Source organism: Gilliamella sp. Nev6-6, from assembly GCF_001690605.1.
Taxonomy (GTDB): Bacteria; Pseudomonadota; Gammaproteobacteria; order Enterobacterales; family Orbaceae; genus Gilliamella; species Gilliamella apicola_C.
The window spans coordinates 1-12,843 of the sequence record NZ_LZHP01000065.1; the positions used below are offsets into that span (position 1 = coordinate 1).

At 34.7% G+C, this 12,843-nt stretch carries 11 protein-coding genes, 1 other RNA gene and 2 pseudogenes; 2 read left to right on the forward strand and 12 right to left on the reverse strand.

The genetic code is table 11. The features are described 5' to 3' along the window. The 11 genes from A9G42_RS07560 to thrS all read right to left on the reverse strand — a co-directional run. Window positions 1–862 (reverse strand): IS256 family transposase (locus tag A9G42_RS07560; RefSeq protein WP_065652685.1); only part of this gene is annotated, 862 nt, incomplete at its 3' end. Further along, on the reverse strand, window positions 829–1,134 hold the full coding sequence (locus tag A9G42_RS07565) for a hypothetical protein (RefSeq protein WP_065653102.1): 306 nt from the start codon (window positions 1,132–1,134) through the stop codon (window positions 829–831). The genes A9G42_RS07560 and A9G42_RS07565, both read right to left, overlap by 34 nt. A 1,204-nt stretch (window positions 1,135–2,338) precedes the next feature. Next, window positions 2,339–2,434: signal recognition particle sRNA small type (gene ffs / locus A9G42_RS07570), an RNA gene on the reverse strand. A gap of 137 nt (window positions 2,435–2,571) precedes the next feature. Further along, entirely contained in the window at window positions 2,572–2,865 is a 294-nt protein-coding gene (locus tag A9G42_RS07575; RefSeq protein WP_065566618.1) for an integration host factor subunit alpha, read from the reverse strand. A gap of 4 nt (window positions 2,866–2,869) precedes the next feature. After that, window positions 2,870–5,257 (reverse strand): phenylalanine--tRNA ligase subunit beta, encoded by a 2,388-nt coding sequence (gene pheT, locus A9G42_RS07580; RefSeq protein WP_065653103.1) that lies wholly within the window; start codon window positions 5,255–5,257, stop codon window positions 2,870–2,872. Window positions 5,258–5,273: 16 nt separating this feature from the next. Beyond that, window positions 5,274–6,257, reverse strand: coding sequence for a phenylalanine--tRNA ligase subunit alpha (gene pheS / locus A9G42_RS07585; RefSeq protein ID WP_065566616.1), 984 nt, complete (start codon window positions 6,255–6,257; stop codon window positions 5,274–5,276). Window positions 6,258–6,338: 81 nt separating this feature from the next. After that, window positions 6,339–6,395 carry a pheST operon leader peptide PheM gene (gene pheM, locus A9G42_RS14780; RefSeq protein ID WP_141671930.1) on the reverse strand — a complete coding sequence of 19 codons (57 nt, stop codon included), beginning with the start codon at window positions 6,393–6,395 and terminating at the stop codon, window positions 6,339–6,341. Window positions 6,396–6,462: 67 nt separating this feature from the next. Beyond that, entirely contained in the window at window positions 6,463–6,816 is a 354-nt protein-coding gene (gene rplT / locus A9G42_RS07590; RefSeq protein WP_024496189.1) for a 50S ribosomal protein L20, read from the reverse strand. Between the two features lie 32 nt (window positions 6,817–6,848). Continuing rightward, complete coding sequence (gene rpmI, locus A9G42_RS07595) at window positions 6,849–7,046, reverse strand: 50S ribosomal protein L35 (RefSeq protein ID WP_034945602.1); 198 nt, start codon at window positions 7,044–7,046, stop codon at window positions 6,849–6,851. Window positions 7,047–7,130: 84 nt separating this feature from the next. Next, window positions 7,131–7,670: a translation initiation factor IF-3 gene (gene infC, locus A9G42_RS07600; protein WP_065566615.1), complete on the reverse strand. Its 540-nt coding sequence runs from the start codon at window positions 7,668–7,670 to the stop codon at window positions 7,131–7,133. Window positions 7,671–7,697: 27 nt separating this feature from the next. Further along, entirely contained in the window at window positions 7,698–9,623 is a 1,926-nt protein-coding gene (gene thrS, locus A9G42_RS07605; RefSeq protein ID WP_065653104.1) for a threonine--tRNA ligase, read from the reverse strand. A 255-nt stretch (window positions 9,624–9,878) separates the two neighbouring features. Between thrS and A9G42_RS07610 the strand changes: the two are divergent. Then, window positions 9,879–10,333, forward strand: a pseudogene (locus tag A9G42_RS07610) (YaiI/YqxD family protein). Window positions 10,334–10,362: 29 nt separating this feature from the next. Here the strand turns inward: A9G42_RS07610 and recO are convergent. Beyond that, window positions 10,363–11,055 (reverse strand): DNA repair protein RecO, encoded by a 693-nt coding sequence (recO, locus tag A9G42_RS07615; protein WP_065587766.1) that lies wholly within the window; start codon window positions 11,053–11,055, stop codon window positions 10,363–10,365. Between the two features lie 156 nt (window positions 11,056–11,211). Here recO and A9G42_RS14785 point away from each other — a divergent pair. Continuing rightward, window positions 11,212–12,839: pseudogene (locus tag A9G42_RS14785) on the forward strand (Na+/H+ antiporter). Window positions 12,840–12,843: the final 4 nt, after the last annotated feature.

Genomic DNA, 12,843 nt, shown 5'->3' on the forward strand with positions numbered 1-12,843 from the left:
CATCAATTGCTGCTTCACGAGAGACCGCCTTGTAAACAAGTTTCAAATCGCTCATAAATGCTTTGTGATGTTTAGAGGCAACATACTTAATTGAATGGCGGATTTGATGAATAACACAAAGTTGAACCTCTGTTTGTGGGTAAATAGTATTAATCGCTTCAGGAAAGCCAACTAATCCATCGACACAAGCAATTAAAATGTCATTTAATCCTCGGTTTTGTAAATCGGTCAACACCGATAACCAAAAATGAGCCCCTTCGTTTTCAGATAAATACAAGCCTAATACTTCCTTTTTTCCGGCTAAATTAAGTGCAAGTACAGTATAAACAGCCTTGCTGTGATAAACCCCATCTTCTTTTACTTTATAATGAATTGCATCCATCCAAACAAACGGATAAAGCGATTCTAGCGGTCGTTGTTGCCATAATCTGAGCTCAGGAATGATTTTATCTGTAATGGCGGTTAAAGTTGCAGGAGAAAGACGAAAAGCATAAATCTCTTCAATATGCTGGCTGATATCTTTATAACTCATCCCCAGCGCATACATACTGAGAATTTTTTGTTCAATTTCATCGTTTAATGTTGTCTGATTTTTTTTGATGAGTTGAGGTTCAAATGAACCGTTTCTATCTCTTGGTGCATCAAGTTCGAAACTGCCTGATGAGCTTTTTATTGTCTTTGAACTCTTACCATTACGCCGATTAGGGGTAATGTCGTTGGCTAAATGAGAATCTAATTCCGCCGATAACGCCGCTTCTGTTAGCTGCTTGATTAATGGCGTTAAAATACCATCTTTACCCGTTAGCGGTTGACCATTTTGTAATAATTTTAATGCTTTTTCAAAATCAAATTCTTGGGACATGGGTCATTTCCTTTTTTGTTACATAGTTTACCGAAATGACACAGAATATTGAACAGTCTCAACTTGCCATATGGCATTTGGCATCGAATATTTTTCATTGATGAATCAATACTACGTAATTGCTTTAATAAATTATCTTGATCTAAATAGAACTGCCCCTTAAAAACAATGCTTAATGCTAATGGCGCTTGAATATTTGGATTTTCAATTAATGCTTCATCAGCTTGTTGTAATTTTGATTTCTTACCAAATAAGCGTGAAAAAATATTCATTTATACTCCTTAAATTAACCCTTCCCAAAATACGTTAAAAATGCTACTAGTAAATCTGCTTTATTACTGATGGTTACTTAGCTAGGTGTTTTATCACCCATATTTCACTACATTCTTTTAAAAAAATCTTATTCTGATGGGGAAAAATAATAATATTTTTTACTTTTGGTATCTTCTGTAGTGTGCCAGCATGTATTTTATTAATAGTAGATCGTAACTAGCGCAATAAATTATTATTTTCCTTTATCGTAAGACTATTGACAAGTATGGAAAACTCAGGCAAAGCAAGCCAAAAGCATCAGTACCATACATGCGCATCCATACCCCATCGCTATTGTCGGTATTTAATGCCACAAATCCAACAAAAAATAATGGTAAGCAATTGCGCAACAAGTAAATCCTTTTTGCCCATTTACCAGTGCGCTAGCAACATCTATCTGTAAAATTTGATTACTTTTGCATTAATAATGTGTATTCATATTAAAATGCACAAAGCCTGCTGTAAATTGAGCTAAAACAAGGCATTACTCAATTACATTATCATCAAATCTAACATAATACAATATCACATGGCTTTTATGATTGTGAACTTTCTGTTTAAAGAGAGGTGTCATATGGCTATGACTAATACATGGATCAACGATTTTGTTAGAAAAAAGTTAATTAAACTCGACCATTTTGATAATATGTTTATTCCACGCAGCTAAATTTCAACACCCTGATCAATTTGTTCTATCGACGATTGTAAACAAATCTTTTTATTAACGAATCAAATTTGCATAATAAATTTAGTAATTATTTTAATTAAAAGAGAGATTGTCACCAAATAGAAATACCAAAGACAAAGGATTTTCAATAGATGAATTTGCAACTAAAGCATCAGTGGATTATTTAGTGATATTATCGCGACGGCAAAAAAGCGGGAAAGCAAGCTCATCTTATGTTTTTTATTAATGTTATATTATTAATATTTAATGATATAACTAGCGCAAAATTATTTAATTACAATCTAGTATTTAATAGCATATTATTTACATTGCAGTTATTGTTGAGATAAAGGATGGATATGACAAAATAACTTTATTTGTTATCAAGAAGTTATTTTTTCTTATTTTCTTAATATGTTGTAAATTATAAATAACACCTAATTAGTTATAATTTATAAGAATAGGCAAACTTACTGTAAAATAAGTTTTGGAGGAGACTCTATCAGCCACATCCCACACACATATTTTTTACTTTGGCTGCTTCCTTCCGGACCTGACCTGATGAGCAAAAAAATGTTGCAAGAGGACCCATAGAGCCTCCATTGAAGAGCGGTTATTATGCTTTATTTACGAAATTAATACAAGCATTATTTATAAATAAAATAGCCTTCCCAGTGTTCTTAATAAGAGAAAGGCTATTATATTAAGCAAGCAGAATAAGAACTTAATATTAAATAACTAAATTTTTTTCTACACGCTCTCTGAATTTAATTCCAGGTCTAAAGGTAACAACTCGGCGAGCTGAGATATCAACACTTTCCCCTGTTTTAGGATTTCGACCAGGGCGTGAGTTTTTATCTCGTACCGAAAAATTACCAAATCCAGATAATTTTACTGGCTCCCCTTTTTCCAAAGCCACTCGAATCTCTTCAAAAAAGAGTTCAACAAGGACTTTAGCTTCTTGACGATCAATGGTAAATTTTTCGGCAAGACGATCTGCAATATCAGCTTTAGTTAATGTCATATTATTATTCTCTTAATAGGGCTTTAAAACGATTTTGTAAAGCAGTAACGCATTTACTTACAATGTTTGTTATATCTTCTTCTTCAAGTGTACGTGATTTATCTTGTAAAATCAAACTGATAGCAAGACTTTTTTGATTTTCTTTGATATTTTCACCTTGGTAAACATCAAACAAATTAACTTTAATAAGTTGCTCACCACCAGCCCGCTTACACTCAGAAATAATATCAGCTACTGGAATTGTATTTGATACCACAATAGCTATATCTCGTTTGTTCGAAGGATACTTTGATAAGTCTTGAGCAACAGGTACTGTCTTGCTATTAATTTTAGCTAAATTTATTTCAAAAACAAGTGTTTTACTATTTAAAGATAATTTTTTTTCAATTTCTGGATGTAAGACACCTAGATAGCCTAATAGCTCATCATTCAAATAGATAGTAGCACTTTGTCCAGGATGCAAGGCAGGTAGTTGAGCTTTTTTAAACTGTACTTTATCCGCACAGCCTAAAAGAGAAAAGATTGATTCAATATCACCTTTAAGATCATAGAAATCGACATTCTTTTTAGGAAGTTGCCAATGCTCTTCATATAAGCTACCTGTAATAATGCCTGATAACATTAACTCTTGGCGTACACCTAATTCATCTTTTTCATCAGGTATAAAACGCAATCCTGTTTCAAACAATCTAACCCGAGATTGCTGGCGATTTTGGTTGTATAGCACTGCATCTAATAAGCCAGACCATAGTGATAAACGCATAACTGACATTTCACTTGAAATGGGGTTAGGTAATGTGATCTCTGGCTGCTCAGGGTGAAGAATGTGTTGAATTTTGGGGTCAACAAAGCTATATGTTACGGCTTCTTGATATCCTCTATCAACTAATAAGTCTTTTATTCTTCGTAATGATATTTGGCTTTCCGGCTTTGGTTTCATTACTGACTCAATTTTTAAATTGACATTTGGAATATTGTTATAGCCATAAATACGCGCAATTTCTTCAACTAAATCTTCTTCGATTTGCAAATCAAAACGCCAACTTGGTGATTTTACAGTCCAAACATTGCCATTGTATTCGACTTCACAACCAAGTCTAATTAAAATATCGGTGATTTTTTGTGTCTCAATTGCATAACCAATGATACGATCAATTCTATTGCGACGAAGTTTAATTATTGCTTGTTTTGGTAGTTCACTTTGTTGTGTTACCTCAATAATTGGACCAACTTCACCACCACAAATATCAATTAGTAATTGACTCGCTCGTTCCATTGCAATAAATTGTAAAGATGGATCAACACCACGTTCATAACGATGCGAAGCTTCAGTATGTAAGCCATATTCACGAGCTTTACCTGTTATTGCTAATGGACTAAAAAATGCAGATTCAAGAAATACATCTTTAGTTGTTTGTGTTACAGCCGATTTTTCACCACCCATAATTCCAGCTAAAGCCAAAACCTTTTGGTGATCGGCAATGACTAAAGTTTTATCATTAAGGTTAACTTCATTACCGTTAAGTAAGACCAGTTTTTCATCATTACTTGCGTAACGAACAACTATTCCCTTTTCTATCTGAGTCAAATCAAATGCATGCATTGGATGACCAAGTTCTAATAATACATAGTTAGTTATATCTACAACTGCATCAATTGAACGAATTCCACCTCGACGTAATTTCTCTTTCATCCAAAGTGGAGTGGCTGCATTAACATTAATATTTTTGATTACACGTCCCAAATAGCGAGGAGCGGCTTGAGGAGCATCTATCTGTATTGATAAAGTATCGGTAATGGTTGCAGGCATACTGTCAACTTGTAGTTCTTTCATTGGAACGTTGTTAACTGCAGAAATATCTCTAGCAACGCCAATAATACCAAAGCAATCTGCTCTATTCGGTGTTACGCTGATATCAATCATGACATCATTTAAATTCAAATATTCACGAATGTCTTGTCCTAACGGCGCATTATCAGGTAATTCAATAATACCATTATGTTCATCAGAAATTCCTAATTCAGAATAAGAGCACAACATGCCTTCTGATGGCTCTCCCCGCAATTTAGCTGGTTTTATTTTAAAATCGCCGGGCAATACAGCGCCTACCGTTGCACAAGCAACCATTAAACCTTTACGGCAATTTGGAGCCCCGCAAACTATATCCAGTAATTCAGCTTTACCAATATCAACTTTTGTGACACGAAGTTTGTCTGCATTAGGATGTTGCATACATTCAACGACTTTACCGACAACAACACCTGTAAAATCGCCTGCTACTTTTTCAACATCATCGACTTCTAAACCAGCCATTGTTAATTGATCAGCTAACCTTTCGCTACTAATTTCTGGATTGATCCATTCACGTAGCCAACTTTCACTAAATTTCATGTTTTGATCTCCAGAATTAATTAAATTGCTTTAAAAAACGTAAATCATTTTCAAAGAAAGAACGCAAATCAGTGACACCGTAACGTAACATTGTTAGCCGCTCGATTCCCATACCAAAAGCAAAGCCACTGTACACTTCAGGATCAATGCCTACATTACGTAATACATTAGGATGAACCATTCCGCAACCTAACACTTCTAGCCACTTGCCATTTTTCGCTTTAATATCAACTTCTGCTGACGGTTCTGTAAATGGAAAATAAGCTGGTCTAAAACGAATTTCCATATTATCTTCAAAAAAGCAATGAAGAAAATCGTGTAATAACCCTTTTAAATGTGTAAAGCTGATATCCTTATCAACCAGTAAGCCTTCCATTTGGTGGAACATAGGCGTATGAGTCTGATCATAATCATTGCGATAAGTTCTACCTGGTGCAATGATTCGAATTGGTGGTTTTTGGTTTTCCATTGTGCGAATTTGCACCGTTGAAGTTTGTGTTCTTAATAATCGTTTTGCGTCAAACCAAAATGTATCGTGATCAGCTCTAGCTGGGTGATGAGCAGGAATATTTAATGCGTCAAAATTATGATAGTCATCTTCAATTTCAGGCCCCGTTTCAACAGCAAAACCAAGTTCGCCAAAAAAATCGACTAACCGATTAATCGTTTTTGTCACTGGATGTAATCCACCTAATTCAATTGATTTTCCTGGCAACGTAATATCAATTGTTTCATTAGCTAGTTTTGCATCAAGAGCCTGACGCTCTAAAAAATTGCGCTTATGATTTAATATTTCAACAACTTTTTGCTTTGCATCATTTATTTTTTGACCGACAGCTGGGCGCTCATCAGCTGGAACATCGCGTAATGAAGCCATTTGCATTGTAAAATGACCTTTTTTACCAAAATACTCCACCCGAATTTGTTCGATCGAATTAATGTCATTAGCATTTTCAATAGCGGATTTGGCATTATTTACCAGTTCAACTAATTGAGGCATACAGTTCTCCTGCTTATTGTTTATTGCATAAAAAAAGCCTCTTTTGAGGCTTTTATAATTATTTTTCGTTTTTTCTTTGCCTCACAAAATAGTATTGCTAAAGCAATCAAAAAAGAAACGAAAAATAACTAACTTCATAATTAATCAACCCTTATAATAAAAATGAAAATATAAAAGCCGAGATAACTCGGCTTTTATAAAGCTATTATAGTGCCGCTTTTGCTTTCTCAACTAATGCAGCAAATGCATTTTTGTCAAATACAGCAATATCAGCAAGGATCTTGCGATCGATTTCAATTGATGCTTTCTTTAAACCATTGATAAAACGGCTATAAGAAAGACCACATTGGCGAGCTGCCGCATTAATACGGACAATCCATAATTGACGGAATTGACGTTTACGTTGACGACGGTCACGATAAGCATACTGTCCTGCTTTAATTACTGCTTGGAAAGCAACACGGTATACACGTGAACGTGCACCATAGTAACCTTTTGCTTGTTTTAAAATTTTCTTGTGACGTGCACGAGCAATAACACCACGTTTAACACGAGCCATAAATTATATCCTCTAAATAATTAACCAATAACTTAAGCGTATGGAACACACGCAGTAACTAAACCTAAATCGCCTTTTGACACGGTGGTCAAACCACGTAAATGACGTTTACGCTTAGTTGATTTTTTAGTTAGGATATGACTCTTGTTGGCTTGCTTATGCTTAAAGCCACCAGAAGCTGTTTTTTTAAAGCGCTTTGCTGCGCCTTTTACAGTTTTAATTTTAGGCATTTTATTAATTTCCACTTCGCATTGTTAATAAAAATAAAATAATGGTGTAATCTTTGATGAATCAAAAATTAACTTGTAAAACCATTACTTTTTCTTCGGCGCAAGCACCATAATCATTTGGCGGCCTTCAATCTTAGTTGGATAAGATTCAATAACAGCCAAATCAGCTAAGTCCTCTTTAATACGATCAAGCATTTCAGATCCTAACTGTTGGTGAGCCATTTCACGTCCACGAAAACGCAACGTAACTTTAGCTTTATCGCCATCTTCAAGAAAGCGAATCAGGCTGCGGAGTTTTACCTGATAGTCGCCTTCGTCTGTACCAGGTCGGAACTTAATTTCCTTAACCTGAACAATCTTTTGCTTCTTCTTCTGCTCTTTTGTTGCTTTACTCTTTTCATAGAGGAATTTGCCATAATCCATAATTCGACAAACAGGTGGCTCTGCATTAGGGCTTATTTCGACTAAATCAAGAGTTGCTTCTTCAGCTTGTTTTAAAGCTTCGTCTAAGCTTACTATACCGAGCTGTTCACCATCGACGCCGGTTAACCTCACCTCACGAGCAGTAATTTCATCATTGATCTTATGCGCGCGTGTTGACTGAATACGTTTACTGACTTTAATATCTCATTCCTCCAAATTAATTTATCATTAATTCATTTGTTCTAATGAACGACTATGAATTTCGTTAAGCAACAATTCTATAACATGTTTCACTTCAAAGCTACCAAGATCTTTGCCTTGGCGTGTTCGAACTGAAATTGTTCCTGATTCCATTTCTTTGTCTCCACAAACAAACATATAAGGAACACGTTTAAGAGTATGCTCGCGAATTTTAAACCCTATTTTCTCATTTCTCAAGTCTGCTTTTGCTCTAATACCAACTTTTTGTAATTTTTCGCATAATTGTTTGGCATATTCAGCTTGATTATCAGTAATGTTTATTACTGCAACTTGTAATGGAGCAAGCCATGTTGGAAAGAACCCCGCACAGTTTTCAGTTAAAATCCCCATAAAACGTTCCATTGAACCCAAAATAGCTCTATGGATCATAACTGGAATATGACGTTCGTTATCTTCACCTACATAAGTTGCATCTAAACGTTCAGGCAACATAAAGTCAAGCTGAACAGTACCACATTGCCATGCACGACCTAAACAATCATGTAAAGTAAACTCGATCTTCGGTCCATAAAATGCGCCTTCACCTGGTAAGTACTCAAATTCTATGCCGTTTTCAGTTAAACATTCGGCCAAATCTTTTTCAGCAAGATCCCATGTTTCATCTTTACCAATTCGTTTTTCTGGGCGAGTTGATAACTTAACCGTAATGTCAGTAAATCCAAAAGTGCTATAAGTATCATAAACCATTTTAATACAGCTGTTAACTTCGCTACGAATTTGGCTTTCCGTACAAAAAATATGTGCATCATCTTGCGTAAAGCCTCGAACACGCATTAATCCGTGCAAAGATCCTGACGGCTCATTTCGATGACAACTACCAAATTCAGCCATACGCAATGGTAAATCACGATATGATTTTAACCCTTGGTTAAAAATTTGCACGTGCCCTGGACAATTCATTGGTTTAATACAATATTCACGATTTTCAGATGAAGTCACAAACATTAACTCTTTATAATTACCCCAATGCCCTGTTTTTTCCCATAAAATGCGATCCATCATGAAAGGGCCTTTGACTTCTTGATAATCGTATTGCTTTAATTTGGTGCGAACGAAAACTTCAAGCTCACGGAAGATAATCCAACCATCATTATGCCAAAATACCATACCTGGTGCTTCTTCTTGCATATGGTAAAGATCAAGTTGTTTACCTATTTTTCGGTGATCACGTTTGGCTGCTTCTTCTAAGAATTGTAAATAACTATCAAGTTGTTTTTTATCAGCCCATGCAGTGCCATAAATGCGTTGTAACATTTTATTATCACTGTTACCACGCCAGTAAGCGCCGGCGACTTTTTGCAATTTAAAATGGTGGCAAAAACGCATATTAGGCACATGTGGCCCTCGGCACATATCAATATATTCTTCGTGATGATAAAGTGCTGGTTTTGAATCTTTAGGAATATTTTCATCTAAGATAGCTATTTTATAGGGTTCATGTCGTTTCCAAAATACTTCCCTAGCTTGCTCCCAACTAACCACTTCTTTTTTTACTTCGTAATCTTTTTTAGCCAATTCATGCATACGTTTTTCTAATGCATCAAGATCTTCTTGCGTCAAAGAGTGATCTAAATCAACATCATAATAAAAGCCATTATCAATAGTTGGACCAATGGCCATTTGCGTATCAGGCCATAATTGCTTAATAGCATGACCTAATAGATGCGCACAAGAGTGACGTATAATTTCAAGACCATCCTCATCTTTTGCCGTAATAATGGCTAATGTGGCATCTTGTTCTATCAAATCACAAGCGTCTTTACGCTCACCATTTACACGTCCAGCTATACATGCTTTTGCTAGCCCTGCACCTATGCTTTGTGCAACTTCTAAAACAGTAACGGCTTTATCAAATTGACGCTGACTTCCGTCAGGAAGAGTAATTATTGGCATAATAAATCCTTATAACAGTGGTGCGCCACACGAAAGCGCACTTGCATACATAAATAAAGTAGGCCGCATATACTATCACTTATTATTAAGATTTTAAATAGAAACAATTGCCGCGGCATCAACATGAACATATGTATAAAATAGACTATAACGTATCCTACCTCTGTAATACTTTTACAAAAAATAATTAACTATTTTTTTATAATAGACGATATAATCACTAAATATTGGAAGTTTTAATTGAATAGAGTAACTATGAATATTTGGATTGATGCTGATGCATGCCCTAACCCAATTAAGGAGATTTTATATCGAGTAGCAAATCGAAAAGCCATTAATACAATATTAATAGCTAATCAACGATTCCCCTCTCACCTTACATTCAAAGTTTACAAGTTGGAAAAGGATTTGATGCCGCAGATAATAAAATTATTGAGTTAGTTAAAAAAAATGATTTAGTTATCACATCAGACATTCCACTTGCATCAGATGCATTAAATAAAGGCGCTTTAGTACTCACACCACGAGGAGAACAATATACACTCGATACGATAAAAGAGCGGCTAACTATACGCGATTTTATGGAAACTATGCGAGCTAGTGGCGTACAATCTAAAGGCCCTTCTCCTTTTTCAATTAAAGATAGAGAGAAGTTTGTTAATCAACTTGATAAATTAATTCATCACTTTTCTAATAAATCTTTCTGTTAATATTATGTATAAATTGTAATTGGTAAAAACTAGAGCTTCAAAAATAGTTCTCTGCTTTTAAAAGGTTTTGATCCTACATAAGGTTTTAATGCCATTCGAGTAAAACGTTTTGCGGCTTTCAGCGTATCATCACTATTAAATTGGCGTTTTCCTAGCGCCAAAACTTGTTCACCTGTAAAACTGGCACTATTTTTTAATAAGCTGCTAATAAACCCTTTTTCACTTTGATATTGATAATTCATCGATTCGACAATACTATCGCCAGTGGCACAGCAGTGAAAAAAATCAACACAATAGCCTAAATTATCTAATAAGGATAATTCAAAAGCTCGTAGCACATTTTCAGCAGAAACCTGTTGTGCTAATTGTTGCAAGCTTTTTAAATAGTCATCAAAAAGTGTTGGCATTTCGGTTTCAGCGACTAAGACTCGGTGTAATAGTTCATTTAAGTAAAAAGCACTATATAAATAAACAGATGCTAATGGCAAAGAGAGAGACATTGCTTCAACTTGACGCAATGTTTTTATGTCACCTTGACCAGAATATTGTACAATTAGTGGAGTAAAAGGTTGCAACATCCCTTTTAATGATGAACGCTTTCTTTTTGCTCCCTTAGCTAAAACCGTTATTTTTCCAACATTTTCAACAAACAAATCAACTAATAGGCTGCTTTCAGTATAAGAACGAGTGTGTAATATAAATGCTCTTTGCCAACTTTTCATCTAAAATACCTGTTAATTAATTCGATTATTTTTTAATTAAAATTTGTATCTGACCAAAATTTAGATGATTCTGCGAAATTTTCACCTGAAATTTAACTAAAGATCCTGTATAATCAATATAAACAACAGGATTATAGGATAAATAAAAGGAAAACTATGGAACTTTTTTCAATAATTTTACTCTTGGTGCTAATTGTATCACTTTCTGGTGTCGTTGTTAAAATGTTGCCAATTCAAATTCCATTACCTTTAATGCAAATATTACTAGGTTGTATATTGGCAGCATTTAATGTTTATGTAGAATTTGATCCAAAATTATTTCTCGTTTTATTTATTCCCCCTTTACTTTTTGCTGACGGACGCAAAACGTCAGTTAAAGATTTTATCTACAATGGTAGAGAAATCATCGGATTAGCTTTAGTTTTAGTTGTCATTTCGATTATTGCATTGGGTTACATTCTTTATTGGATACTACCAAATGTTCAGTTAGCTGCATGCTTAGCCTTAGCTGCTGTGTTATCTCCAACCGATGCTGTAGCATTAAGTGGAATTGTGGGTAAAGGACGAATAGAAAAAGAAAAAATGGAAATTATTGAGGGCGAAGCATTAATGAATGATGCTTCAGGCTTAGTTTCTTTAAATTTTGCTATAGCAATTGCAGCTGGCACATTACAATTTGACTTATTACAAATTAGCGTAACCTTTTTTATCGTCGCCATTGGTGGTTTAGCTATTGGTGTCTTATTTACTTGGCTATATGCACGTATTTTACGTAAAATAAATCAGCTGACTCACAATGATCCAGCTATTCAAATTGTATTACTATTCTTACTTCCATTTGCCGCTTATATCATTGCAGAAGAATTCCACTGCTCAGGTATTTTAGCTGCTGTAAGTGCAGGTATGACAGTAAACCATTCAGGTATGATGCGAAATGCACCGTTAACTGCACCTTACAATCAGATAGCACATGGTCAATGTTAACTTTTGTATTTAATGGATTTGTGTTTGTTCTATTAGGTATTCAGCTACCAAGTATTTTAAATAATACTTTTGCAGAAAACCAAATAGATAAATCAATTGAAGTGTGGCAATTATGTTTAATTGTTTTATTTGTCTTTGCAGTGTTAATGGGAACTCGATTTGCTTGGTTATGGGCAATGAAGCATATGCCTGCCATGCCTTTTGGAACTAAACGACCACTTGCATTTAGGGCATATTCAACAAGAGATCTTTTAATTTCAACATTTGCTGGTGTTCGAGGTGCTATTACTCTAGCGGGTGTATTAGCAATACCAATAAGTATTAGTGGCCGTTATCAACTTGTTTTTATTGCAGCAGGTATCATTTTAATTTCATTAATTACAGCAGTTATAATATTACCTATCTTATTACGAGGTAGTGTCATTTTAGATAATTCTGAGCAACACAATGAAATTTTAACAGTTAAAGGACATATGGCCGAAGAAGCCATTACTAGTCTTGAAAAAATGCAAAATAATTTATTACAAGAAACATCAGAAACAGGTTTAGATCAAGAAATTATTCATGAAATTGGCTCTCGTGTTATTGGTTCGTTAAGACGGCGAACAGGTCTTAAAGACTTAGAACAAAAAGCACTTGAAGCAGAAAATCTAGAAAGGCGTATGCGTCTAGTAGCAATTGGTGCTGAACGTACAGCTTTACTACAAATGAAAGTTCGTAATGAAGTTAGTGAAGAAGTTTATGAACATTTAAGTACTGATTTAGATATCTATGAAAAAATGATTTCTGGAGATGCCTAAATGA